The following is a 24,835-nucleotide window of genomic DNA, read 5'->3' as shown; positions in this document are numbered from 1 at the left end:
CGACGAAATGAAGGCCGCCCCGCGCCTCGGCTCCGGCGTGGACATGAACGGCATCATGGGCGAGGACGCGATCGACGAGGCGCTGCGCGTCCTGCAACGCATGACAACACTCGCGAAGCGGCATCAGGCGGTGCGCACCGAAGCCATCGCGACGAGCGCGGTGCGCGATGCCGCCAACGCGCGTGGCTTCCTCGACCTCGTCCGCCGCGAGTGCGGCCTCCGCGTGCGCGTGCTCGACGGCGAGGACGAGGCTCGGCTCGCCTTTCGGAGCGCGCTCGCGCACTTCGACCTTGCCCGATCGCGCGCGGTGGTCATGGACATCGGGGGCGGCTCGCTCGAACTCGCCACGAGCGCCGACGGCCTCATCGATCGCCTCGCCAGCTTCCCCTTTGGCGCGATCCGGATGACGGAGCAGTTCCTGGGGACGAAGCCGTCACGCAAGGACGTGCGGCGACTCCGCAAGTTCGTGCGCGACGACATCCGCGAGGCGCTCCCGCTCAGGGACTGGCGCCGCGCACAACTCATCTGCTCCGGCGGCACGTTCACCAACCTCGCCGGCATGCACCTCTACCGGCAGGGCGTCGCGAGCGCGGCCGGACGTGTCCATGGCACGCGAGTCCCGCGCGAGGATCTGGAGCACATCATCGACCTCCTGCAGTCCGCATCGCCCGCCGAACGGGTGCAGGTGCCGGGACTCAACGCGCATCGCGCCGACATCATCGTTGCCGGCCTCGCGGTCGCCGCCGAAGTCATGGCCCGCATCGAGGCCCGCGCGCTCGTCGTCTCCGGCTACGGCATCCGCGAGGGCGTGTTGCTGGAGAGCGCCAGGGTGGCATCGACGCCCGCCGACCCGGGCGTGGCGCGGGAGCGTTCGGTCCGGCTCTTCGCCGAGCGCTGTCACTACGAGGCGCCGCATGCGCAACACGTGCAGAAGCTCGCGCTGCAGCTCTTTGATGCGATCGGCCCGCGGCTGGGCTGCACATCGACCGACCGCGAGATCCTCGCCGACGCCGCGCTGCTGCACGATGTGGGCTACCACATCAACTACGACCGGCACCACAAGCACTCGTTTCACCTCATCTACCACGCCGACTTCCTCGGCATGACCCCGGACGAGCAGGTGATGGTCGCGCACGTCGCGCGCTACCATCGGGGGTCGCCGCCACGACAGAAGCATCGCGAGTTCGCGAGTCTCGATGGCGATACCCAGCGCCGGATCGAGATCCTCAGTGCCGTGCTGCGCGTCGCCGACGGGTTCGACCGCGGACACGTGGGAGGCATCAGCGGCGTGAAGGTACGCTGGACGGAACGGGCGCTCAGACTCACCGCGACGCCCAACCCGCGCGCCAAGGTCGTGCGCCTCGAGCTCTGGGGCGCCAACCGCAAGTCGGACCTGCTCGCGCGTGTCACCGGGCTGCCGGTCGAGGTGATCGGCCCCGACGGCGTCGTCACGCCGGACTGAGATCAGCCGCGCTCGCGACTCCGTCCGTCGCGCTTGCGCCGCGCCTTGCGAGGCACGGTCTCTCGCACCTTGCCGTTGCCGGTCGCGTGATCGTATTCGGCGAGCGGCACGGTCCGCATCTCCGAGGTCGCGTACCGCGACGAGGTGCGATCCGACCCCCACGGGTCGCGCAGCAGCCGCCGATGGATGGCCACCTCGTCCTCGCCGACGACCGGCGTCCGCTGCGTCCAGCGGCCATCGGCATCCAGCTCCCACGCCTGGCGGTTGTCGTCGAGACAGGCGTCGAGCAACGTGCGCAATCGACCCTGCAGCACGCGGTCGCGGACCGGGGTGATGACTTCGACGCGACGCTCGAGGTTCCGCGGCATCCAGTCCGCCGAACCGATGTAGAACTCCTCGTCGCCCCCGTTGAGGAAGTGAAACACGCGCGAGTGCTCGAGGAACCGACCGATGATGCTGCGCACGCGAATGCGCTCGCTCACCCCCTCGATGCCCGGTCGCAGACAGCAGATGCCGCGCACGATCAACTCGATCTCCACGCCGGCCCGCGAGGCGTCGTAAAGTGCGGCGATGATGTCGGGCGCGACGAGTGCATTGAGCTTGGCGGTAACGCGCGCCGGTCGCCCGTCCCTGGCGTGGGCTGCCTCCCGGGCAATCAGTGCGAGAAAGCGCTCCTTCATGTTCGCCGGCCCGACGAGGAGCCGGCGATAGGTGCGCTGCCGCGAGAACCCGGTCAGGAGATTGAAGACGTCGCTGATGTCGGCGGCAATCTCCTCATCGACGGTGAACAGCCCGATGTCCGTGTAGATGCGCGCCGTTTTCGAGTTGTAATTGCCGGTCCCGATATGCACGTAACGCCGGATGCCGTCGGGATCGCGACGCACCACGAGCGCGACCTTGGCGTGCGTCTTGAGTCCCGGCAGCCCGTACGCCACGTGCACGCCGTAGTTCTCGAGCGTGCGCGCCCAGTTGATGTTGTTGGCTTCGTCGCCCCGCGCCTGCAGTTCGACCAGTACCGCGACCTGCTTGCCGCTCTGCGCCGCTTCGGTGAGGGCGCGCACCATCGCGGTGTCGCCCGACGTGCGATAGAGCGTCGTCTTGAGGGCGAGCACGTGTTCGTCCGCCGCCGCCGACTCAAAAAAGCGTTCGACGCTCTGCGCGAACGACTCGAAGGGGTGATGCACGAGGACGTCGCGCTCGCGGATCACGTCGAACATCGAGCGCTCGGGGTCGCGAAGCTCGGGAGGAATCAACGGGGCATACGGGGTGTCGCGGAGCGCCGGGACCTCCAGCGTCGCCAGCGTCATCAGGTCGCTCAGCTCGACGAGTGCGCCCACCTCGTGCACGTCGCGGGCGGTGAGCGGCAATACGTCGGGGCCTCCGGACTCGCGCAACTCCTCGAGCAACAGGTCCCGCAGGTAGGCCGGCGTGCCCGCCTGGACCTCGAGGCGCACAACCTCGCCAAATCGGCGCTGGAACACCTGCTCCTCGATGCTCGCCAGCAAATCTTCCGGCTCGTCATCGGCCGGCACGTCGAGGTCTGAAAAGCGCGTGATTTTGAACGCGTGACAACCCACGACCTCCATCCCCGGAAAGAGCGCGCCGAGGTTGGCGCCGATGAGCAGCTCGAGCGGCAGAAAATGGTTCACGCGACCGAGCGGCACCCAGCGCGGCAGACTGCGCGGCACCTTCACGCGCGCGAAACGTTCGCTCCCATCGTCGGGGTCGCGAATCGCCACCGCGAGCGAGAGCGACAGGTTCGAGATGTAGGGAAAGGGGTGGCTCGGGTCGACGCCGAGCGGCGTAAGCACGGGAAAGACTTCGCGCGTGAAGAAGGCTTCCACCCCCGCGCGCTCGCCGGCGGTGAGATCCTGCATGCCCACCAGTCGGATGCCATGCTCGGCCAGGCTCGGCAGCACCTCCTCGTGCAGACAGCGTTCCTGTCGCAGCACCAGTTCCCGCACGCGCTCGTCGATGGCATCGAGCTGCACCCCGGGAAGCATCCCGTCAGCCGGTACCTGTGTGACTCCGGCGGCGACCTGCCGGCGAAGGCCGGCCACGCGCACCTGATAGAACTCGTCCAGGTTGGACGTGAAGATCGCCAGGAACTTGAGGCGCTCGAGCAGGGGCGTCCGCTCGTCCAGCGCCTCGTGGAGCACGCGGGCGTTGAACTCGAGCCAGCTCAGCTCGCGATTGATGAACTGCGCGCGTGAAGGTCCGTCAGCCATGCGGAAGGGGGGCGACCAGCGTTGGGCGCGTCGGTGGCGCCCGTCGAAGTCCGGCGCAAGGAAGATGGGCCAACGGCCACCGCTTCGCCACGACAACGGTCGCCAGTCGCTCGCAACCCATTGCCAGATGGCATCTTGCGGCCGCGCTACCGGGCGGGATACGGGGTGCGTGTGCCGGAGACCACCCGCACGCCCGCGAACCGCGACCCCACGCACGCCGGCAGGACCGCGCGGCCTGCGATGTTGGAGCTAGCGACGAGCACCCCGCACAGCGCTCTCTCGGGGCCTCCGAAGGATCAGGAGCTACCCAGGGAAAGCGCGCCGGCTACGCCCGGACTTCGCCGACCTCGTCCGTGTGATTCCGATGGTTGGCGCCGCGCCCGTCCCGCGACTCCTTACAATGGAATGACCACGAGCCGCTCGAGGATCCACACGCACAGCGCGCCGATCGAGGCAGCAGCCGGTATGGTCAGGATCCATGCCCAGACGATGCGACCCGCCACGCCCCAGCGCACCGCCGACAGCCGCGTGGTGGCCCCTACCCCCACGATCGCCCCGGTGATGGTGTGCGTCGTGCTCACCGGAATGCCGAATCGGGTCGCGATGAGGATCGCCATCGCGCCACCGGTTTCGGCCGCGCAGCCACCCACCGGGCGCAACCTCGTGATGCGACTCCCCATCGTGTGCACGATGCGCCAGCCGCCAAAGAGCGTCCCGAGTGCAATCGCGGTGTAGGCGCACATCTCCACCCAGAGCGGGACGTGATCCGCGTTGGGCAGGAAGAAGATGTGCGTCCAGTCGGTGGCGGCGGCGAACGTGGCCTGTGACGCCACGAGGAGGCCGACGATGATCCCCATCGTCTTCTGCGCATCGTTGGCCCCGTGCGACAGCGAGAAGAGCGCCGCACTCACCAGCTGCAGTCGACGAAACATCGCGTCGACGCGCTTGGGCGCCACGCCGCGGAAGATCCAGTAGATGCCGGTCATGAGACCGAAGCCGGCGACGCCACCGATGATCGGCGAAAGGAAGATGAAGATGATCGTCTTGGTCCAGCCGGCGAGGATCAGGGCGTCGAGACCGGCACGTGCGACGGCGGCACCCGCATAGCCGCCGAGCAGCGCGTGCGACGAACTGCTCGGAAGTCCGAAGTACCAGGTGACGAGGTTCCAGATGATCGCGCCAAGCAGACCGGCCAGAATCACGTTCGGGGTGACGACACTTACGTCGATCATCCCCTTGCCCACCGTCTTGGCGACGGCCGTGCCGACAGTGAATGCGGCGATGAAGTTGAAAAAGGCGGCCCACACGACCGCGGTGAGGGGACTCAGCACGCGTGTGCCCACGACGGTGGCGATCGAGTTCGCCGAATCGTGGAAGCCGTTGATGAAGTCGAAGATGAAGGCGATGACGACGATCGCGATGACGTACGTGGCCACGTCGATTCTCGTCAGGAGTTCTTGAGCGAGATGCTCTCGAGCACGATGGCGACCGTCTGGCAGCGATCCAGGGTCTCTTCGATCGTATCGTAGATCTCCTTCCACTTCATCACGTCGAGCGGATCGGGCTTGCCGGCGAACAGTGCGCCCATCGCATCGTGGTAGATGGTGTCGCCCTGCGCCTCGAGCACTTTCACTTCGCGCGTCGCCATGGCCACACTGCGCGGATCGCGAATGTTGGTCACCGCCTTCTCGAGGTGCTTCACCTGCAGGATCAGGACCTCGCAGAGCTTCCTCGCCGGCTCGCGCGTCTCGTCGATGTGGAACATCGTCGCTCGGCGCGCCGTGCCGTCGATCAGGTCGACGACGTTGTCGAGTTCCTGCGCGAGCGAGTGGATGTCTTCGCGATCCAACGGCGTGATGAAGCTCGAGTCGAGGCGCTTGCTGACGTCGTGGGTGATGTGGTCGGCCTCGTGCTCGACCGCCTTGATGGCGTTGACGAGCTCGTCGCGCCGCGTGGGGTTGGAGAAGAGGTCCCGGAGCAGGGCCGCTGAGGTCACGAGCCGCTTCGCCAGTTCGTTGAACAGGTCGAAGAAGCCCTCATCGCGGGGAATCAGTCGAAAGGCCACGTGGATATGCGTGGTGGGAGGAGACTGTGGGGGAGTCGGTTCTTCCGCTGTTGCGCTGGAAAGCTACTGGCCCCACCAGCCGTCGTCAGCGTCGACTGGCATCGGCCCGGAATCAAGGCAGTCACGGATCCGTAACGGAACCAGAATGGAGCGCGTTCACCGGCGTTCCGACCTGCCATGTGACACCAGGGGCGTGGTCGCGAGAGGGCCAACAGATCCGCGCGCTGCCTGGGCGAGATGTGCCGCGCCGACCGATCGCCGCCCGAGAGATCCGACTCGAGACCCAAACCACGGATGGTGGCGCCACCATCCGTGAGGGTGCGCTCCGCGTGTGCAATCTCGCCGACGCGACCAGCGGGAACGCTAGTACGCGCCCACGGCGACGGCCGCGTTGCACGCGTGGCAGGCGCCCACATGCCCTGATGCGAGTGAGAGGAGGTCGGTGACAGGCAGCGGGCCGGGCCCGAGGCACTTCGCCATCGACACGCCGCTCGAGGTACCGATCCGCGTCGCGCCGTTGGCAATCATTCGCAGCGCCGCCTCACAGTCACGCACACCGCCGGACGCCTTCACGCCGAGGGCATCCCCGACGACCATGCGCATGAGCGCCACGGCCTCGGCGGAGGCGCCGCCCGCGGCGTGAAAACCGGTTGAGGTCTTCACGTAGTGCGCGCCCATCTCCTTCGCGATCGCGCAGACCTTGATGACTTCGACCGGGGTGAGCGCCGCGGACTCGATGATCACCTTCACGAGTCGCCCCGATGCCCCGGTGACGACGGCCGCGATATCATCGGCGACGTGCGACCAGTCGCCGCCTTTCACGTGGCCGATCGCCGCGACCATGTCGATCTCGGTCGCACCGTCGGCTACGGCGACCTCGGACTCGGCACGTTTGCTCGCCGACGTCGTCGCGCCTAACGGGAATCCGACGACGGTGGCGACTTGCACGTCGGTCCCTCGCAGCCGATCGGCGCAGGTGCGCACCCACGATGGATTGACGCACACCGCGGCAAACCGATGTTCGCGCGCCTCGTCGCACAGCTTCTCCACGTCGGAGAGAGTGGCCTCCGGCTTGAGCAGCGTGTGGTCGATGAAGTCGGCGATGCGCGCGTTCTGGCGGACGAAGCGCACACCGGGCGGCGCGCTGGTCGGCGGGGAATCGATGGAACCGGGGACAGGATGGTTGTGCATTCGGCGCGACGCGTCGCCATTTTGAGACCGGGGGGGGGCCCCCGGCGCGGCGGATTCACCGCGGGAAGCGCCCGCCGCGCCCACCCGATCACGCTCCGCCAGCTCGTGCGCGATCTGCCGCGCCAATGCCTTCAGGTCCGAGCTCATTCCCCCCACTCCTCGAGATCCACGCGGTCCACCACCCCGACAATCACCGCCTGCGCCGGAATCCCGGGACGCTGGAACAGCGAGCGGGCTGCGCCGCCCTCCTGCACCACCAGAACACGCTCGCCGACCCCGACGCCAATCACATCGAGCGCGATCGTTTCGCCGCCCTCGAGCGCTCCCGCGAGGGACTCCCGCCGCACGAGCAACAGCTTGCGCCCACCCAGCTCGGCGTGCCGATGGGTGGCGACCACGTCACCAGTGACCTGCGCGATGTACATGCGTGAAGCGTTCCGTCGATTCGAAGTATTGACTATCGCTGTGCCTCGGAGGCCCCGAGCCGACGCTCGCCACCGACGTCGCACCAATCCACCTTGGCGATGATCCCCGCATCCACCGCGGCAAAGGGATCGGCGAGCGTTACCGCTGCCTCACGCGACGTAATGTACACAACCGCTTCTCCCACTCCGGCGCCGATCCGGTCGATCGCGATGAGCGGCTTGCCCGCGTGTTCTCCCGCACTGGTGATGGGCTGGATCCAGAGGAGCGGGATCGCGCCAAGGCTCTCCTGTTTGACCGTCGATACCACCCGCCCGGTGACGCGCGCGAGATACATGTCAGCGAACCGGTGCTTCGTGCTCGAACGTCCATTTCGCATCGCCCGCGGCCGTGCGCCGGTCGACAAAGTCGCGATTGACGAACAAACGGATGAGGAGCATCCCGGCCACGAAACCGCCGATATGCGCCCACACGGCCACCCCACCGGATACTTCGCTCCGCAACTGACCGAGTGACTCGAGACCACTCAGCACCTGCCAACCCAACCAGATCAGGAGCACGACCCACGCGCGCACATGCACGATCCACGGGATGATGATGATCGGAATCAGCACCTTCACACGCACCCGGGGATACAGCAGCAGGTAGGCACCGAGGGTTCCGGAAATTGCGCCCGACGCTCCGACCGTGGGGATCGGTGACGTCGGCGAAAACATGATGTGGGCCGCGGCCGCCACCAGCCCGCAGAGAACATAGAACACGAGGAACCGGACTCGGCCCATCGAATCTTCGATGTTGTTCCCGAACACCCACAGGAACAGGCAGTTTCCCAGCAGGTGCGCCCAGCTGCCGTGCAGGAACATCGACGTCAGCGGCGTCAACACGTTGATCGGTTCGCCGTCGACCGAACACGCCCAGAACTGCCCGTTGTGCTGCCCCATCGGCACCTGCGTCCCCAGCGCGGCCTGCCGCGAGACCTCGCCGGGAACCATACCGTAGTCGCAGACGCTCGCCGCGAGCTTGAAAGCGTCAAACCCGCCGCCCTGCACGACAAACCACGCCGCCAGTGTCGCCGCCAGGATGAGATACGTCATCACCGGCGTTCGTAGCGTGGGGTTGTCGTCTGAAATTGGAAACAAGAGGGAAGCCGATGGGCGGGTGGACCGAATGAGACTGCGGCGCCTGAACGGGAGACCGTGGGCGGACGGGGGCGAGGTAACGAACGGGAGAACAGGGGAACGGGCGAACGGACGGAAAGCGGAACTGGCGGCGGGCACGGGCCGCAGACCAGAAGACGGGCGGACAAGCCGACAAGCGAAACGACTGGACGGACGACTGGACGAGCGACGAGCGGACGAGCGTGCCCGATGCTACATCTGCTGCTCCCGTGGCACCAGCTACCGCCGCGGTCAACGCGACGCCGTTACTGCGGCGGCTTCTGCGCCGGCGAGCCAGCCCCCACCCGGCCGCTGAACGGCCCAACGGGGCGCACCGACACCGCGCCCCTGCCGTTCCCGCATCATTTCGCACGGGTGACCTGTCGCTTTGACGCAATACCCCGGTCCCCGCCTTGCACTAGCCCCTCCCATCCCGGCGAAGCTCCCATCGGCCGGCGCTCCCTACGTCCGCCCATCCGTTTCTCGTTCACCCGTCCATCCGGCCCCAACGATGCCTGACAAAGTCATTGGAATCGACCTCGGCACCACCAACTCCGTCGTCGCCGTCCTCGAAGGGGGCGACCCAGTCGTCATCCCCAACTCCGAAGGCGGGCGCACCACTCCGTCGGTCGTCGGGTTCGCCAAGGATGGCGAACGGCTGGTCGGCCAGATCGCCAAGCGTCAGGCCGTGACCAACCCCAGGAACACGGTCTTCTCCATCAAGCGCTTCATGGGCCGCAAGCTCGGCGAGGTCACCGAAGAGTCCAGACGGGTACCCTACGCGGTCGCCGCCGGCGCCAACGATCTCACCACGGTCGAGGTCCAGGGCAAGAAGTACACGCCGCCCGAGATCTCGGCGATGATCCTGCAAAAGATGAAGCAGACCGCCGAAGACTACCTCGGTCACGGCGTATCGAAGGCGGTCATCACGGTGCCGGCGTATTTCAACGATTCGCAGCGTCAGGCCACCAAGGACGCCGGGCGCATCGCGGGACTCGAAGTGCTCCGCATCATCAACGAGCCCACGGCGGCGGCGCTCGCCTATGGCCTCGACAAGAAGAAGGACGAAAAAGTCGCCGTGTTCGACCTCGGCGGCGGCACCTACGACATCTCGATCCTCGAGCTGTACGACGTCGATGGGACGCGCCAGTTCGAAGTGAAGTCGACCAACGGCGACACACACCTCGGCGGCGACGATTTCGACCAGCGCGTCATCGACTGGCTGGTGACCGAGTTCAAGCGCGATCAGGGCATCGACCTCTCGAAGGACGCCATGGCGCTCCAGCGGCTCAAGGAAGCCGCCGAGAAGGCCAAGATGGAACTCTCGTCCACGCAGTCCACCGACGTGAACCTGCCGTTCATCACGGCGGACCAGTCGGGCCCCAAGCACCTGAACTATCAGCTCACGCGCGCGAAGTTCGAACAGTTGGTGGATGACCTCATCCAGCGCACGCTCGAGCCGATGAAGAAGGCGCTGGCCGACGCCAACATGAAGCCGCAGGACATCGATGAGGTGCTGCTGGTGGGCGGCAGCACGCGCATCCCGAAGATCCAGGACGTCGTGAAGGGCTTCTTTGGCAAGGAGCCCAACAAGGGTGTGAACCCGGACGAGGTCGTCGCGATCGGCGCCGCCGTCCAGGGTGCGGTGCTCACCGGCGAGCAGAAGGACGTGCTGCTGCTCGACGTCACCCCGCTCTCGCTCGGCATCGAAACGCTGGGCGGCGTGATGACGGTGCTCATCCCGCGCAACACCACGATTCCGACGCGCAAGGCCGAAACCTTCTCGACGGCCGACGACAACCAGACCACCGTCGAGATCCATGTGCTGCAGGGCGAGCGCGAACTCGCGTTGCACAACAAGACGATCGGCAAGTTCCAGCTCACCGGTATTCCGCCGGCTCCGCGGGGCATGCCGCAGGTGGAGGTCACCTTCGACATCGACGCCAACGGCATCCTGCACGTCTCCGCCAAGGACAAGGCGACCAACAAGGAGCAGAAGATCCGCATCGAAGCGTCCAGCGGCCTCTCGAAGGACGAGATCGACCGCATGGTGAAGGACGCGGAGAAGAACGCGGGCGACGACAAGAAGCGCCGCGAGGACATCGACACCCGCAACCGGATCGACTCGCTCGCCTATGAAGTCGAGAAGAACTCCAAGGAGTGGTCGGATCGACTCGCGCCCGAGATGAAGGCCAGACTCGAAGCGGCGGTCGAACGCGCCCGCAAGGCGCATCGGGGCGACGACATGGGTGAGATCAAGTCCGCGCTCGATGAACTGACCACCGCCTACCAGGAAGCCGGCCGCTCCCTCTACTCGCAGGCCGAGGCCCAGCCGGGCCCCGACGCCCAACAGGCAGGAGCAGAAGCCCCCAAGGCCGAGACTCCCAAGGCCGACGACGTGGTCGAGGCCGACTACGAGATCGTGGACGAGAAGAAGAACTGACGGGTGGGCAGTTGGTCGGGCGGGCGGCGGAGCTAGCGCGGACGAATGACAGGTGGACGGATGCAGTGAGGAAATCGCTCAGGCATCCGTCCGTCTGGCTTTCGGTCCATCCGTCCGGAACCGCGGCAGCAACCGCGGCATATAACAACGGTGACAAAGAGTTGGCGGCAGCGGCGGAAAGTCCGTGCCCTTCTCGCCCCCCGGGGCGTATGTTCCGGTAACCCATTGATACTCCTATGACCAGCGTCTCCTCTCGCGCCAAGCTCCTCGGAGCCGTCGCCATCGCGTTCGCATGCGGCCTGGTGTTCGCCGCGGGATTCGATCTGACACGCTTCGGTTTCGCCCAGGGCAAGGCCAACACCTCGGTTCGACAGGCCAGCCTCACGCCGGCGCCGGCGTCCGTGGCCGAACTCAACAACTCCTTCGTCGGCATCTCCGAGAAGGTGACGCCTGCCGTCGTCTCCATCTCGGCGCTCCGAACCGAACAGCCTCGGCAGCGCCCGAACGTTCAGCGGCGCCAGGGCCAGCCGCCGGGCATCGAAGACTTCTTCCAGCAGTTTGGGCCCCAGCAGCAGCAACAGCCGCAGGCATCGAGCGGATCCGGCTTCATCGTTACGGCGGACGGCTACGTCCTCACCAACAACCATGTCATCGATGGCATGGATCGCATCAAGGTGACGCTCACCGACCAGCGCGAGTTCACGGCCAAGGTGGTCGGAAAGGACCCCCAGACCGACGTCGCGGTCCTCAAGATCGACGCCTCCAACCTGCCGACCACGCCCCTCGGTGACGACGCCGCGCTCCGCGTGGGTGAATGGGTGCTCGCGATCGGAAACCCGCTGGGGCTCGATCACACCGTGACGGCCGGCATCGTCAGCGCCAAGCAGCGCGGACAGCTCGACATCGGCGTCAACAGCGATCGCTATGCGATCTCGGACTTCATCCAGACCGACGCGGCCATCAACCCCGGCAACTCCGGCGGGCCGCTGGTCAACATCCGGGGTGAGGTCATCGGCATCAACAGCGCCATCGCCACGCGCACCGGCTACTACCAGGGCTACGGCTTCGCGATCCCCATCACGTTGGCTCGCGACGTGATGGATGACCTCATCAAGAACGGTCGCGTGCGCCGCGCGGTCATCGGCGTCGGTATCGCCGAGGTCACACCGTCCACCGCACGCGCCGCCGGCCTCTCCAACATCGCCGGCGCCGTCGTCGGCAGCTATACCACCGAAGACTCCCCGGCCAAGCGCGCCGGCCTCGAACCCGGTGACGTAATCGTGAAAGCGGACGGCAAGCCGGTCGATCGCGTGGGCACGCTCCAGCGCATCATTCGGGCCCATGAGCCCGGGGAATCGGTCGAACTCGAAGTGATGCGCTTTGGAGACCGCAAGACGATCCGCGTCCGCCTGATCGAAGCCGAACCTGAAGCACGCGCACTCGCGGCGAGCCAGAACGAGAGCGAAGAGGATCCGTCCTCACGCAACTCGACGCGCACCGGCACATGGGCGTCGCCAGCCCTCGGCGTCACGGTGGAGCCGCTGAGCGAGGCCTTCGTTCGTGAGAACAAGATTCCGGCCGACTATCGTCAGGGCGTACGCGTGGTCGACGGCGAACCCTGGGCCCGACGCAGCTACTTCAAGGCCGACGGTTCGGAGATCATCACCGCCGTGCTGTTCCCGCGTCCGCGCCGGTCCGTGACCAGCGCCGAGCAGCTCAAGACGATCCTGAGCGCGGTCAAGGACGGCGACCCGGTCAGCGTCCTCATCTACGATGCGCAAACGAGCAGCACCCGGGTCGTCACGCTCACGGTCGGAGAGCAGTAGCCGATCGTTCAGCGGCGGCGAAAACTGCGCACGAAGGGCCCCGGCGATTCGGGGCCCTTCCTACTTTCGGCTGCTGTCGCGCCGGCCCGCAACGATCGACTCGAGCGCGTCGACCGCGGCGCGGATCTCCCTGAGTTCCGAGGCTGGCAGCTCGGCGAGCAGAGCGGAGAGCATGGCCACCCGGCGCTGGCGTCCGTCGTGCATGACGGCTGAGCCCTTCTTCGTCGCCGTCACGTGCATGACGCGTCGGTCGAACGGATCGGGTTCCCGCGTGACATAGCCGTCGCGTTCGAGTCCCTGCACGATGCGCGTCATCGTGGGCCGCGCCACCTGCTCGGCGCGCGCGAGCGCACTGGGCGCCATTGGTCCCCCGAACACCACGACCGAGAGTGCGGAGAGCCGCGGACCGCTCAGGCGGCTTTCCGCGTCCACGCGGCGCAGCCGTCGCAGCAGGTGGATCGCGAGGGAATGCAGGCGATCGGCCACCTCGTGAGTGGCGTCGGAAACGGAGTGCCGGGATTTTTTGCGGCGGAGCATGCGCACAGGATAGCGTCGACGCGGCGACCCGGGAGGTCACCATCCGGCTTAGTATTCCGTCAGGCGGAAGTGGCGAAACTGGCAGACGCGCAGGACTTAGGATCCTGTGGGTAACTCCGTGCGGGTTCGAGTCCCGCCTTCCGCATGACCACCTCGCGCACGCGGCCATCCAAACGGATGGCCACCTCGCACTCGCGGCCATCCGTTGGGATGGCCGCGGGTACCTGCGAAGGGCGCGCCGTTCAGTCTCTTCGTCGTCGCCGTGCCGTCGCCACCGCTCCGCGCACGGGCGACCCGGCCGTATTCCGGCGGCGCATGGCGCTCGACACCGGCGAATACAACGACGCGACGCGAGATTGGCGGCGGCACTGCGCGACTAACAAACGCCGGTGAGCAGGGCGTTGATCCGCCCGAGCCCCTGCGCGCTGCGCGGTGGCCTGCGCAGCTTCTCGGCGCCGCGTGCGAGGCATGCGCGGAGCTGATCCTCATTCTGGTTGCCTGCCTTGAACGACTCAGCCAGGGCGGCAACGCCGGCGACATGGGGTGAGGCCGCGCTCGTGCCCGAGGCCAGGAGATAGAAGTTGTCGGCGCCACACACGTAGCGACTGCACGCGCCAAGGACGAAGTCGAACTGGTTCGACGGATTGAAATCGCCGCCGGGGGCGGTGATGTCGGTGACCGTATTGCCGACGTTGGAGTACGGCGCGATCGCTTCCGTGCCCTCGAGACCCTGCTTGGTCGCGGTGATGCCGGTGACGCCTGGCGTCTGCGCCGGGATCACACGGAAGGGTTCGATCTGGTCGATGTTGAGCGCGTCGTTCCCGGTGGCGGCGAGCAGGAGCGTGCCCTTTTGCCGGGCGTATCTGGCCGCGTCGCCGAGCAGCTGGAAGAGGGCGGCGCCGTTCGGGTCGCTCAGGTCGACGAACCCGCGGAGGCTCATGTTGATGACGTCAGCGCCGACGTCGGCCGCGTGGACGATGCCGCCGATGAGGTCGAAGAAGTTGCCGCTGCCATTCGCATCGAGCACCTTCACGGCGCAGAGCTGCGCGTCAGGCGCTACCGACGCCATGCCGATGCCGTTGCTCGAGACGAGCGAGGAGACGTAGGTCCCGTGGAAGTGCAGGTCCTCGATGAACGGCTCGCTCGGCACCATGGAAGCGGATTTGCCGAGATCGACCTTGCCGAGGAGGTCGGCCTGGCCAGGGTCGACGCCGGTATCGAGGACGCACACGAGTGCGCCGGCGCCGCCTGGCGTGGCCGCCCACCCGGCCTGCGCCTGGATGCGGTGCATGTTCCACTGCACCGGATAGAAGAAGGCGCCGCTCTGGTCGGACCCGAGGGGCCGCGGCCCGGGCGTTGACTGGACGCGCGCACCGGAGAAGGCCGGCACGAACTGCTGGCGCATGTCGCGCGCCACGGCAACGATCTCGCTCCTGGCGCGCAGACTCTGCGCACCGGCGTCGTCGAGTCCGCTGACCTCGTACAGGCCAAGTGCGGGCACCGAGCGCTGGACGGCGGCGCCAACGCTGGCGATCGAGGCCGTGACCGAGGCGGCACCGGGGGCCAGCTGCACGAGGTAGCGGTCTGTCGGCGTGCCGGCGCTGATGGCGAGCGAAGGCTCGTCAGGCGCGAGTGTCCGTGGCGCGGAGGTGGGGTCCGTCGTGCAGGCCCACAGGGGCGCCAGCAGAAGGAGAGCACGGGGGAACCTGCGGGGCGAAGTCATGGACACCTCCAGCGTGCCGACGCACACAACGTTTAGGTAGGCAAACCCTGATGGCGCTAGACTGGCGCCCCGGGTCGTGGCTGGCAAGGGGCCCCGCAAGGGGGGGGCGCGAGCGGCGCCCGATTTCGGGGGCTATCGAACGGGTCTGCGTTGCTGCGGTGTGCCTGGCACGGCGGGCCGCCCGACACCCGCGGCAGCGGAGCAAGCAGCGTACTTCGCACCACGGCTGACAGACGTGCACGTCGCGAGTCCGCGTCCGCCACCGGCACCATTGCGGGGAGCAGGCGGCGTCGAGGGCCCGCGCGAGCACGCCGACCATGAAGGTTCACCAGGCGCACCCCCGCCTCCGCCAGCAGGCCTGACGTGAGGACGGTTCCGTTGATCCACACCCGACCCGACCGGTTGCGGCCACTCGCGCCTGAACACGACGTGGGTGGCGCCGAGAGGGTCAGTTACATAGCGTTAAGTACACTGTTAACGATCTTGACGTTATAAACCACATGGATCCCGCCCTCAGCACGTTCATCGAGCAGCTCGGCGTCATCAGCGAAGCCGACGGACTGCCACGTGGCGCCGGACGCGTCTTCGGGCTCCTCCTCACCCGGCCCGAACCCACCTCGCTCGAAGAACTCGCCGACCTCCTCGCCGTCAGCAAGGCCGCCGTCTCCGTGAACGCCAGGATGCTCGAACACCGCGGCGTCATCGAACTCGTCACCCGACCCGGCGATCGGCGCGACTACTACCGCGTCGCCCCGGATCTCCCTCGCCGCACCATGCAAGGGCGGATCGCCCGCATGCAGCGCTTTCGCGACGCCATCGCCATGGCCCGCAAGCTTCGGCCCACGGACGCCGCGGTCGCGGCTCGCCTGGACGACCTCGACGACGCCTACGCGTTCCTCTCCGAGGTCATCACCCGGGCGCTCGCCGACTGGTGCGACGGGCGGCGGCCCGCGCGCAAACGTGCCCGGAGGGTCCGCGCGTGACACGTCCGCTCCTGGCCTGCGCGCTCGCCCTCGGCGCCGTGACACCCGTCCGTGCGCAGCAGGCACCGCGCACCCTCACGCTCGGAGGCGCGGCCCGACTCGCCACCGAACTGAGTGCCCCGGCAACCCTCGCGCGCTACCGCGCGCGTGAAGCGGATGGACGCGCGCGTGAGGCCCGCGCCGCGCTCCTTCCATCGGCGCACGCCTCCTTCGCGGACGGCCAGCGGACGTTCAATACCGCATCCTTCGGTCTCCCCCTCCCGGGGTTCGATGCCCACGGTGAGATCATCGGCCCCGTGCGAACCGTCGACGTGCGCGGGCGCGTCACCGCCACGCTGCTCGACCCCGCGGCTCGCGGGCGCCTTGGGGGAGCGAGGGCCGCCGCCGTCGCGGCTGATGCCGATGCGGCGAGCGTTGCCGAACAGACGGCCGTTGCCGCGGCACTGGCGTACGTCCGCGCCCTCCGTGCGACGGCGCACCTTGCCGCGCGTGCCAGCGACTCCAGTCTCGCGGCCGGGCTCCTGCGCATCGCGCAGGACCAGCTGCAGGCCGGAGTTGGCGTCGCGCTCGACGTCACCCGGGCAAGCACGCAGCTCTCCGCGGTCCGCGCCCAGCTGATTGTCGCCAGAAACGAGGTGGACCGCGCGCACCTCGACTTGCTGCGAAGCGTTGGACTTCCATTGGATGCCCAGGTCGCGCTCGCTGACTCGCTCGCACCCCTCGATGCCGACCAGCACACAACGCTGCCATCGGCCATCGAGCACGCGCGCCGCGAACGACAGGACGTACTCGCCGCCAGGGCCGCGCTCGATGCCGCCCGCCGCAACGCACGAGCGGCGCGCGCCGAACGCCTGCCCACCGTCGGCGTGTTTGGTGACGACGGCGTCACCAGCAACAGCTATCCGTATCTTCTCGGCACCTGGGCGTGGGGCATCCAGGTATCGGTGCCGCTGTTCGACGGGTTTCGCAGTGGGGCTCGCGCCGAGCAGCGAGACGCGGCGACACGCCAGGCCGAAGCCCGGCTGCACGACCTCGAGCAGCAGGCCGAGGCGGATGTCCGCGGCGCCTACTTCGACGTTGCGTCCTCGCGCGAGCAGCTCGATGCAGCGGTCGAGCGCCTGCGCCTCGCCGAACTGGAAGTCGCGCAGGCCCGCGATCGCTTCAGCGCCGGCGTCTCCGGCAACGCCGATGTCATTGCCGCACAACTGGGGCTCAACGGCGCACGCAGTCTCTACGTCGATGCGCTCGCCGCGCAGCACACGGCACGCATCGCCCTGGCGCGCAGCCAGGGCCGCGTCACCGCCCTTCCCTGATCCCACCTGCGATGACTGATACTACCCAGCCCGGCACTGGCAACCGCGCCACGACGCCGCGGCGACGCTACGTGCCGTGGGCCATTCTCGCCATCGCCGCGACGCTCGCCGCCGTCATCGGCGTTCGGCGCTGGCAATATGCCTCCACACACGAGTCCACCGAGAACGCACAGGTGGACGGGCACATCGTCCCCGTGCTCGCCAGGGTTGGCGGGTACGTGCGGACCATCTCGGTCTCCGAAAACGACACCGTGCGCCGTGGCGACGTGCTGGTGCAGCTCGAAGATGCCGAGTACCGCCAGCGCCTGGCGCAGGCCGAAGCCGAATGGCAGGCAGCACTGGTGACCGCGGGCGGCGGCAGCGCGGCGGGCCAGGCGCAGGCCCAGGTGGCGTCGGCCTCGGGACAGCACGCCGCGCTCGACGCCCAACTGGTGGCAGCGCGGGCACAGAGCGCCAGGGCGATGGCCGACCTCGCACGCGCCGAGGATCTCGCGGGCAAGCGCATCGTCTCCCAGCAGCAACTCGACGCCGCGCGCACGGCGGCCGAGGCGGCGCGCGCCGGCATCGCATCGTTGGAGAGCCAGGCGAGGGCGGCGGGTGCGGGCGTCGTGAGCGCCGAGGCGGGCGTGCGACTCGCGCGGGCCCGGCTGCTCGCGGCACGCGCCGCGCGCGACAACGCCGCCCTGCAGCTCGGCTACACCACGCTCGTGGCGCCCGAAGGGGGCATGGTGGCGCGGAAGGCGATCGAGATCGGGCAGCTCGTGCAGCCAGGACAACCGCTCATGACCGTGGTCGGTACCACCGGCGTGTGGGTGACCGCCAACCTCAAGGAAACACAACTCGCGCACACCCGCGTCGGACAGGACGTGGCGCTGCACGTCGACGCCTACACCGACTGCCTCGCTACCGGCCGCGTCGCCAGCATTGCCTCGGCGACCGGATCGAAGTTCGCCCTGCTGCCGCCCGACAACGCCACCGGCAACTTCACCAAGGTCGTGCAGCGCATTCCGGTGCGCGTTGAGATCACGCAGGGCTGCGGCGCCGACAGGCCGCTTCGGCCCGGCATGTCGGTGACCGCGACCATCGACACCCATTCGCCGGCTCCTGCCAACGGGTCCACTGGCAGCCGATGAGCGTGACCGCGAGACCGGCCCCCGAGGCCGTGGACGTGCCGAAGCGCGCGACCGTGCCGGCCGACGCAACGGAGGGCGATCCGCACAAATGGCTGATCGCCATCGCCGTCATGCTCGCGTCGATGATGCAGGTGATCGACACGTCGATCGTGAACGTGGCGATCCCGCACATGATGGGCGAGCTGGGCGCCAGCATCGACGAGATCGCGTGGGTGTCGACGGGGTACATCCTGGCCAGCGTCATCGTGATGCCGATGACCGGATGGCTGGCCGCGTACTTTGGTCGCAAGCGCTACTTCGCGGCGTCCATCGTGATCTTTACCGCTGCGTCGTTCTTCTGCGGCGCGTCTGACACCCTCGGAACCCTGATTGTCTGGCGCATCGTGCAGGGTATCGGTGGCGGCGCCCTGATCACGACATCGCAGGCGCTGCTCTACGAGGTGTTCCCGCGCAAGGAGATCGGCACCGCCCTGGCCGTGTTCGGGCTCGGCGTGATGGTGGGCCCGACGCTCGGGCCCACCCTGGGTGGATGGCTCACGGATGCGTGGAGCTGGCCGTGGATCTTCTTCATCAACATCCCGATCGGCATCGTGGCCGCTGTCATGGTGCTGGTGTACGTGCATGACGCGCCGCACCACATCAAGCCGCGCACCATCGACTACCTCGGCGTGGCGATGCTCGCGGCGAGCGTGGGCGCGATGCAGTACGTGCTGGAGCACGGCCAGGGTGATGACTGGTTCGACTCGCGCACCATCGTGGTGCTGTCCATCGTGGCGGTGGTGTCTGCCGTGGCGCTGGTGTGGCGCGAACTGACGGTCGACGAGCCGATCATCGACTTCCGCGTGCTTCGGCACCGTGGCATGTGGATCGGGACGGTCATTGGCATCCTGTTCGGCGTGGGACTGTTCGGGTCCGTGTTCGTGCTGCCCATCTTCCTCCAGGGCATGTTGCGCATGAGCGCCTGGCAGACCGGCATGGTGATCCTGCCCGGTTCGATTGCGACCGCGGTGTCGATGACCATCGTCGGACGGCAGATGAACCGTCTCGATGCCCGTTGGGTGATCGCGACCGGCATTGTGGTGTTTGGCTGGTCCATGTGGGATCTGTCGCGTATCACCGCCCAGGCCGGTGCCGCCGACTTCCTGTGGCCGTTGATCCTGCGTGGACTCGGCCTCGGAATGATGTTCGTGCCGCTCACCAACATTGCGCTCGCTGACCTGGGGCCGAGCGAGCTGCCCCAGGGCGCCGCGCTCAGCAACTTCTTTCGCCAGCTCGGCGGCTCGTTCGGGATCGCAGCCATGGCGTCGCTGCTGACGCGCTACACGCAGCAGGCGCGCGCCGTCCTGCTCGAGCATGTCGCGGTGACGGACCCGGTATCGCTCGAGCGGGTGGGCACGCTGGCGCGCGGGTTCGTCGCGCGCGGCGCGGACACGTGGACGGCCCAGCGACTGGCGCTGGCGACGGTCGACCGTCAGGTGTTGGCACAGGCGAATGCGATCGCCTTCGGCAAGGTGTACCTGTTCAGCGGGCTGATCATGCTCGCGTCGCTGCCGCTGGTGCTGCTCGTCAGGCGGCCGACCCCGTCTCGAGGGGGGCCGCCCGTACACGCGGAATAGCTCAGCCGTCCGTCGCGCTCCACTTCAGGCGACCGCGGCGGTAGACCGATAGGTGCCAGCGCAGGAACATGCCTGCGTTCATTGAGGTGACCTGCTCAGCCGCGCCGTGTGGTTAGATTTTCGACCCTGTGCATCGACTTGGACGGCAACAACCGCGTGACCTGCCCACGCCCGCCGTGGATCCCTCGCTCTGCGTCCCGCGATGACCAGGATGAGGCTCCGCGCCCTGTTCCTCCTGGCGACCAGCGTCAGCTGTGCGGATACTGGCACCGTCGACCCAGGCAATCCAGCCATGTTCGTGGTCGAAACGATCGCGCTTGGGGACGATTCAAGCAGCTCGCCGACCGAGGTAACACTGGCTGCGTGGTCGAGAGGGCGCTTGGCGATCGCCGACAAGACGCGCCAGTCGCTCTTCGTGTATGCGCAAGATGGACGGCTGCTTTGGCGCCTGGCGCACGCGCACGACCCGTTGCTGGCACCGCCGCGCGCCAATGCGCTCAGCTGGGACGCTGACACGCTCCTGGTAGCGGACGTCAACGCCGCGCGCGGCGTCTGGATGTTTGGCCCGGATGGTTCGCTGGTTCGACGCGTCACCCTGGCGTTTGAACTCCCCGTCACTGCGGTGGCCCGTCACCAAGGTGATCTCCTGGTGGCGACGACGTCCTCTGACAGCCTGCTGGCAGCTGGCGAGGCGCTGCTCGTCCATCGGTTCGACCAGGCAGGCAAACTCCTGGCGTCGGGCTGTCGTGCCGACTCCCTGTATGTCGCCAGTGTGCGCCGAGACGGAATGATGGCGATCTTTCGCGCCATGACGGCGGTCTCGGCGGCCGAGGGGACATACTGCACGCAGCCGCTTTCACCTGTCTTGCGGCTGCTTTCTGATTCGCTTCAAGTGGCCGACGAGATCAGCCTCCTTCCCTGGATGCGAGCGCCAGGCGCTGATGTGCGCGGATCCATGGACCTCATCAGCATCTCGGAGTTTCGGAAGACTGCGTCGGAGCTGCAGCAAACGTTTCTCAGCCCCGGCTATACGCATTCACTCCTTGCACGTTTCGACGAAGCGCTGGGGGGCGATCGCTACATGGTGGTGCGATGCCAGAGAGCGCGGCCACACGCATGCACAGCAGCTTCGAGCCTGCGGAAGGTCATCGGGGTGATCAGTGACGATACGGTTGTGGCGCTGGACGCCAGGTCAACGGCGATCGACCCCCAACGTATCGCACTGCTCACCTACCCGCCCAAATGAGGCGCCCGCGTCGCAGTGTGGCGGCACGCGGACTCCGTTGTCAGATCCCACGGCCCGACTCCATGAGGCGCGCGCGGAAAGGGTTTGCAGGTTTACCCACGGCTGCCCTGCTCTGGGCTGCCTGCCAACTTGTGGCCTCGGCATGCAGGCCTGATGGTCGCGTTCGCGAGGCAGGGTCGCACGGCGCGGATTCCTCGGGCAGCGACAAGCGCCTGCTTGGCGACGAGGACGTCGATTTTGTACTGGAGCGGCTGGATGTTGGAGGTGCTGTTCCGCTTGGCAGCGGCGAGTTCGCGCTCCTTGATTATCGCGGCAAACAGATCGTCGTGTTCGATACGTCAGGCGCCATGGTGCGGAGGTTCGGTCGGGGAGGCGGGGGGCCTGGCGAACTGCTGTTCCCGCAAGGACTCGTTCGCATGCTGGATGATCGCATTGGCGTGGTGGACGGCAGAAAGCTGGCGCTGGTCGTTTTCTCGTACTCCGGTGTGCCGATGGGCCAGCTCCCGCTCGACACGCTTGTCGACGTGTCGCCGACCCGCCTTCTTGGGCTTCGTCATGTCGGCCCCGGCCGCTGGCTCGTAGCTGAACGAATCTCGGTAGGCAGTCAAACCTATGAGCGGCTGAGTCTTCGGGAAGGCCGACGAAGCATAGGCATCGATTCCACACAAGCGGCGACGGTGAAGCCGACGGTCTATCCGTGCAATGTCATCGTCGAATCCGGCGAGGCGCCCGTCTTCTGGCCGACGCTCCGATGGGACGCAGCACCAGGATTCCATGCCCGCACGACGCGAGTCGAGTACCAGGTCGCCCTTCAAGGCGCGGATCGCCACGTTGCTGGCCTACCCATTCAACCCCGCGAGGCCGACCGGGTCGCCGCCCTTCGCGAACGGTTGGGAGGTACCGTTCAGGTGGGGACTATCGGCTGCAGGCTCAGCCGCGAGTCGGCGCTGGAGCAGCGCTCCATGGCCAGTCGCATTCCTGTCGTCAGGAGCCTTCGCGTCTCCCCACAGCACCAGGTGTGGGTGCAGCGCGACGCCCCGCATGGCACTGCGCGTCCGATCGACGTCTTCGACGCGTCTGGCCACAAGATCGCCACGATGGCCGATGCCCCAATGCCGCTGTTCTTCCTCACGGACACTACGTTCGTGTCAATGGAAATCGGTGCCGATTCTGGGGTGGCGTTATGGCTGCATCGCGTTCCGTCACTGTTGAATCCGCCGTTGAAGCGCTGACGGGACGGCGAGAAGGGCTCCCGGCGTAGGAGCTACGCCTCCGGGCTCGCGAGGCCCGTGGCAAGGCGCGAGATCGCGTATCGCGTGAAGGCCTCGACGTCGGGGCGATTGACCAGCTGCCGGTCGATGGCCAGCATCGCGACGCCGTGCACGACTGCCCACACATACTCGGCCATCACCAGCGTGTCGTCGCGCCTGACGAGACCCACGCGCTGCAGGTCGGTGAGCACATCGAGAAGGGACTGAAAGGCTCCGTGGCCCTGCTCGGTGAGTTCGGGATCTTCGACGTCGTGGTCGGCCATGCCGCCGAACATCACGCGATAGTGTGCAGGACTGCCGACGGCAAACCGCACGTACGCGAGCCCGTGGGCCTCGAACCCGGCAATGCCACCGCCGGACCCCTCCCAGGCGGACACGAGCTGCTCGCGGAGCGTGCGGAACCCCTCGGTCGCGACCGCAACCAGCAGCGCGCGCTTGTCGGCAAAGTGGCGGTAGAGCGCGGTGCGCGACACGCCGACCCGGGCGCCGATTTCGCGGAGCGTGACGCCGGCGACGCCCTCCGTCCGGATGATGGCGAGCGCCTCATCGAGCAGGGCGCGGCGGAGGTTGCCGTGGTGATAGGAGCGTCGGGAAGGCCGACGACGGCGCGCTGGCGGCATGTCCGCATGGTAGCCGTGGATGTTGACAGCGTCAACTCTCCGGATTACGGTATGTTGACAACGTTCACATCGAGGATCCATGCGCGCCTCTGCCCTCCGATCGCTCTGGCGATCCAGTCCGCCCCTCACCGCCACCGGCGTCCTCATGCTCGTCGTCGCCGTGGCCACAGTCGTCGCAGCGATCGTCGACCCGCGGAGCATCGCCGGCGCCCCGGCATGGCTCAAGCCGCTGAAGTTCGCGATGTCCACGGCGATCTATAGCCTCACGCTGGCGTGGGTTCTGGGACACCTCAGGTCACGTTCGCGCCTGCGTGGCCTGGTGGCGTGGACCACCGCCGGCGTCTTTGTCCTGGAGGTCGCGATCATCGACCTCCAGGCGTGGCGCGGCACGACCAGTCACTTCAATGCGAGCAGCCCGCTCGACGCAACCCTCTTTGCAGTGATGGGCATCGGCATCGGCCTCCAGACGCTGGCCAGCGTGTGGGTCGCGGTGATGCTCTGGCGGCAGCCGTTCACCAATCGCGTGCTGGGTTCGGCGCTCCGATGGGGCATGACACTCACCATCGCCGGCGCACTCGTCGGCCCGCTCATGACGATGCCTACCGGGGTGCAGCTGGAGCGAGCGCGTGCCGGTCTCGGCATGCCAACGGTCGGTGCGCACACGGTCGGCGCACCAGACGGAGGCGCGGGACTGCCGGTCACGGGGTGGAGCCGGGAGTACGGGGACCTGCGCATTCCGCACTTTGTCGGACTGCACGCGATCCAGGTGCTCGGGATCCTCGCGCTACTCCTGCCGCGGCTCGTGCCGACCGAACGCCGACGCCTCCGCCTGCTCCACGCCGTCACGGCGAGTTACGGCACCGCCTTCCTGCTGCTCCTCGCGATGGCGTTGCGCGGCGACAGCCCGCTCTCGCCGAGCGCCCCGTCGCTCGCGGTGCTGCTCCTCTGGGGCACCGCCACGACCGCTGCCGTATTGTGGGTCGGACTCACCGGCAATTCCTCCAACCGCCGCAGCATCGCATGACCCCCGACCGTCTCTTCTCCCTTGTGAACCCGCTGGCCCTGCTGGGCTGGGCCGCGCTGATCCTGGTGCCGCGGCGCGCGGCGCGACTGGTCCCCGTGACGCTCGCCGTCGCGCTCTCGCTGCTGTACGTCGTGCTCATCGCCGTCGCGCTGCCGGGCAGCGATGGAAACTTCTCATCGCTCGCCGGCGTCCGCACGCTGTTCGAAGATCCGTGGGCGCTGCTGGCCGGGTGGGTGCACTACCTCGCGTTCGACCTGTTCATCGGCGGGTGGGAGGTGCGCGATGCGCAACGCCGGGGCATCCCGCATCTCGCGGTGATCCCGGCGCTGATCCTCACGTTCCTGTTCGGACCGGCGGGGCTGCTCACGTACCTCGCGATTCGCACGGCACTGCGGGGACGCACAACGCCAATGGCGGACGCCCTCGAATAGCAGCCGCGCGATGCAGAGACGTCACCCGCCTGGGCTCCGCGGCTGCCCCGACTACCTCGTGATTCGCGCGCCGCGGCGAGAACGCACACGACCGATGGCGGACGCCCTGGAACAGCAGCCGCTCGACGCCGCAGCGTCACCCG

The 24,835-nt window shown here is 67.6% G+C and carries 21 protein-coding genes and 1 tRNA gene; 12 read left to right on the top strand and 10 right to left on the bottom strand.

What is annotated here, in order from left to right; translation table 11 throughout:
* Positions 1–7 precede the first annotated feature (7 nt).
* A complete protein-coding gene (locus IT361_11610) occupies positions 8–1,462 on the top strand; it encodes a Ppx/GppA family phosphatase (protein ID MCC6318325.1) in 1,455 nt (484 codons plus the stop codon).
* A gap of 2 nt (positions 1,463–1,464) precedes the next feature.
* Here the strand turns inward: IT361_11610 and ppk1 are convergent, their stop codons facing one another.
* From ppk1 to IT361_11575, 7 genes are all read right to left on the bottom strand, one after another.
* Positions 1,465–3,690: a polyphosphate kinase 1 gene (gene ppk1, locus IT361_11605; GenBank protein MCC6318324.1), complete on the bottom strand. Its 2,226-nt coding sequence runs from the start codon at positions 3,688–3,690 to the stop codon at positions 1,465–1,467.
* A 395-nt stretch (positions 3,691–4,085) separates the two neighbouring features.
* A complete protein-coding gene (locus IT361_11600; protein MCC6318323.1) occupies positions 4,086–5,141 on the bottom strand; it encodes an inorganic phosphate transporter in 1,056 nt (351 codons plus the stop codon).
* Positions 5,138–5,755, bottom strand: coding sequence for a DUF47 domain-containing protein (locus tag IT361_11595; protein ID MCC6318322.1), 618 nt, complete (start codon positions 5,753–5,755; stop codon positions 5,138–5,140). The genes IT361_11600 and IT361_11595 overlap by 4 nt, the downstream gene beginning before the upstream one ends.
* Before the next feature lie 363 nt (positions 5,756–6,118).
* Positions 6,119–6,946: a deoxyribose-phosphate aldolase gene (deoC, locus tag IT361_11590; GenBank protein ID MCC6318321.1), complete on the bottom strand. Its 828-nt coding sequence runs from the start codon at positions 6,944–6,946 to the stop codon at positions 6,119–6,121.
* Positions 6,947–7,089: 143 nt separating this feature from the next.
* The gene (locus IT361_11585) at positions 7,090–7,371 is read right to left on the bottom strand and encodes a EutN/CcmL family microcompartment protein (GenBank protein MCC6318320.1); all 282 of its coding nucleotides are present in this window, start codon (positions 7,369–7,371) and stop codon (positions 7,090–7,092) included.
* A gap of 32 nt (positions 7,372–7,403) precedes the next feature.
* Complete coding sequence (locus IT361_11580; protein MCC6318319.1) at positions 7,404–7,706, bottom strand: EutN/CcmL family microcompartment protein; 303 nt, start codon at positions 7,704–7,706, stop codon at positions 7,404–7,406.
* A gap of 1 nt (position 7,707) precedes the next feature.
* Positions 7,708–8,508 carry a rhomboid family intramembrane serine protease gene (locus IT361_11575; protein MCC6318318.1) on the bottom strand — a complete coding sequence of 267 codons (801 nt, stop codon included), beginning with the start codon at positions 8,506–8,508 and terminating at the stop codon, positions 7,708–7,710.
* Between the two features lie 529 nt (positions 8,509–9,037).
* On the opposite strand from IT361_11575, the gene dnaK reads away from it, so the two are divergent.
* The gene (dnaK, locus tag IT361_11570; GenBank protein ID MCC6318317.1) at positions 9,038–10,969 is read left to right on the top strand and encodes a molecular chaperone DnaK; all 1,932 of its coding nucleotides are present in this window, start codon (positions 9,038–9,040) and stop codon (positions 10,967–10,969) included.
* Between the two features lie 236 nt (positions 10,970–11,205).
* Entirely contained in the window at positions 11,206–12,795 is a 1,590-nt protein-coding gene (locus tag IT361_11565; protein MCC6318316.1) for a Do family serine endopeptidase, read from the top strand.
* A gap of 60 nt (positions 12,796–12,855) precedes the next feature.
* Here IT361_11565 and IT361_11560 read toward each other — a convergent pair whose 3' ends face one another.
* Positions 12,856–13,332 carry a MarR family transcriptional regulator gene (locus IT361_11560; protein ID MCC6318315.1) on the bottom strand — a complete coding sequence of 159 codons (477 nt, stop codon included), beginning with the start codon at positions 13,330–13,332 and terminating at the stop codon, positions 12,856–12,858.
* Positions 13,333–13,395: 63 nt separating this feature from the next.
* Between IT361_11560 and IT361_11555 the strand changes: the two genes are divergently transcribed.
* Positions 13,396–13,477 (top strand) — tRNA-Leu (locus tag IT361_11555).
* 231 nt (positions 13,478–13,708) lie between these two features.
* On the opposite strand, the gene IT361_11550 is transcribed toward IT361_11555, so the two are convergent.
* Complete coding sequence (locus IT361_11550; GenBank protein MCC6318314.1) at positions 13,709–15,055, bottom strand: S8 family serine peptidase; 1,347 nt, start codon at positions 15,053–15,055, stop codon at positions 13,709–13,711.
* Between the two features lie 500 nt (positions 15,056–15,555).
* Here IT361_11550 and IT361_11545 point away from each other — a divergent pair, with 500 nt between their 5' ends.
* From IT361_11545 to IT361_11520, 6 genes are all read left to right on the top strand, one after another.
* Entirely contained in the window at positions 15,556–16,038 is a 483-nt protein-coding gene (locus IT361_11545; protein MCC6318313.1) for a MarR family transcriptional regulator, read from the top strand.
* The gene (locus IT361_11540; protein ID MCC6318312.1) at positions 16,035–17,351 is read left to right on the top strand and encodes a TolC family protein; all 1,317 of its coding nucleotides are present in this window, start codon (positions 16,035–16,037) and stop codon (positions 17,349–17,351) included. The genes IT361_11545 and IT361_11540 overlap by 4 nt, the downstream gene beginning before the upstream one ends.
* Positions 17,352–17,362: 11 nt before the next feature.
* Positions 17,363–18,484: an HlyD family secretion protein gene (locus IT361_11535; protein MCC6318311.1), complete on the top strand. Its 1,122-nt coding sequence runs from the start codon at positions 17,363–17,365 to the stop codon at positions 18,482–18,484.
* 2 nt (positions 18,485–18,486) lie between these two features.
* Positions 18,487–20,100, top strand: a complete 1,614-nt coding sequence (locus tag IT361_11530; protein ID MCC6318310.1) for a DHA2 family efflux MFS transporter permease subunit — start codon at positions 18,487–18,489, stop codon at positions 20,098–20,100.
* Between the two features lie 211 nt (positions 20,101–20,311).
* Entirely contained in the window at positions 20,312–21,346 is a 1,035-nt protein-coding gene (locus IT361_11525; protein MCC6318309.1) for a hypothetical protein, read from the top strand.
* Between the two features lie 62 nt (positions 21,347–21,408).
* On the top strand, positions 21,409–22,578 hold the full coding sequence (locus IT361_11520) for a hypothetical protein (GenBank protein ID MCC6318308.1): 1,170 nt from the start codon (positions 21,409–21,411) through the stop codon (positions 22,576–22,578).
* 32 nt (positions 22,579–22,610) lie between these two features.
* Here IT361_11520 and IT361_11515 read toward each other — a convergent pair whose 3' ends face one another.
* Positions 22,611–23,237 (bottom strand): TetR/AcrR family transcriptional regulator, encoded by a 627-nt coding sequence (locus IT361_11515; protein ID MCC6318307.1) that lies wholly within the window; start codon positions 23,235–23,237, stop codon positions 22,611–22,613.
* 79 nt (positions 23,238–23,316) lie between these two features.
* Between IT361_11515 and IT361_11510 the strand changes: the two genes are divergently transcribed.
* Positions 23,317–24,261, top strand: a complete 945-nt coding sequence (locus tag IT361_11510; GenBank protein ID MCC6318306.1) for a hypothetical protein — start codon at positions 23,317–23,319, stop codon at positions 24,259–24,261.
* Positions 24,258–24,692 (top strand): DUF4281 domain-containing protein, encoded by a 435-nt coding sequence (locus tag IT361_11505; GenBank protein ID MCC6318305.1) that lies wholly within the window; start codon positions 24,258–24,260, stop codon positions 24,690–24,692. Before IT361_11510 ends, IT361_11505 begins: the two co-directional genes overlap by 4 nt.
* Positions 24,693–24,835: the final 143 nt, after the last annotated feature.

Source organism: Gemmatimonadaceae bacterium (assembly GCA_020846935.1).
GTDB lineage: Bacteria > Gemmatimonadota > Gemmatimonadetes > Gemmatimonadales > Gemmatimonadaceae > RBC101.
Note: the sequence above shows the minus strand (reverse complement) of the source record. Positions and strands in the feature narration are given on the sequence as shown.

Excerpts from the sequence above, each read along its gene's own strand:
- IT361_11610 (MCC6318325.1), top strand. The coding sequence starts at position 8 with ATGAAGGCCGCCCCGCGCCTCGGCTCCGGCGTGGACATGAACGGCATC.
- ppk1 (MCC6318324.1), bottom strand. The coding sequence starts at position 3,690 with ATGGCTGACGGACCTTCACGCGCGCAGTTCATCAATCGCGAGCTGAGC.
- IT361_11505 (MCC6318305.1), top strand. The coding sequence starts at position 24,258 with ATGACCCCCGACCGTCTCTTCTCCCTTGTGAACCCGCTGGCCCTGCTG.
- IT361_11535 (MCC6318311.1), top strand. The coding sequence starts at position 17,363 with ATGACTGATACTACCCAGCCCGGCACTGGCAACCGCGCCACGACGCCG.
- IT361_11525 (MCC6318309.1), top strand. The coding sequence starts at position 20,312 with ATGAGGCTCCGCGCCCTGTTCCTCCTGGCGACCAGCGTCAGCTGTGCG.
- IT361_11545 (MCC6318313.1), top strand. The coding sequence starts at position 15,556 with ATGGATCCCGCCCTCAGCACGTTCATCGAGCAGCTCGGCGTCATCAGC.
- IT361_11515 (MCC6318307.1), bottom strand. The coding sequence starts at position 23,237 with ATGCCGCCAGCGCGCCGTCGTCGGCCTTCCCGACGCTCCTATCACCAC.
- IT361_11580 (MCC6318319.1), bottom strand. The coding sequence starts at position 7,706 with ATGTATCTCGCGCGCGTCACCGGGCGGGTGGTATCGACGGTCAAACAG.
- IT361_11550 (MCC6318314.1), bottom strand. The coding sequence starts at position 15,055 with ATGACTTCGCCCCGCAGGTTCCCCCGTGCTCTCCTTCTGCTGGCGCCC.
- IT361_11510 (MCC6318306.1), top strand. The coding sequence starts at position 23,317 with ATGCGCGCCTCTGCCCTCCGATCGCTCTGGCGATCCAGTCCGCCCCTC.
- IT361_11520 (MCC6318308.1), top strand. The coding sequence starts at position 21,409 with ATGAGGCGCGCGCGGAAAGGGTTTGCAGGTTTACCCACGGCTGCCCTG.
- IT361_11565 (MCC6318316.1), top strand. The coding sequence starts at position 11,206 with ATGACCAGCGTCTCCTCTCGCGCCAAGCTCCTCGGAGCCGTCGCCATC.
- IT361_11585 (MCC6318320.1), bottom strand. The coding sequence starts at position 7,371 with ATGTACATCGCGCAGGTCACTGGTGACGTGGTCGCCACCCATCGGCAC.
- deoC (MCC6318321.1), bottom strand. The coding sequence starts at position 6,946 with ATGCACAACCATCCTGTCCCCGGTTCCATCGATTCCCCGCCGACCAGC.
- dnaK (MCC6318317.1), top strand. The coding sequence starts at position 9,038 with ATGCCTGACAAAGTCATTGGAATCGACCTCGGCACCACCAACTCCGTC.
- IT361_11560 (MCC6318315.1), bottom strand. The coding sequence starts at position 13,332 with ATGCTCCGCCGCAAAAAATCCCGGCACTCCGTTTCCGACGCCACTCAC.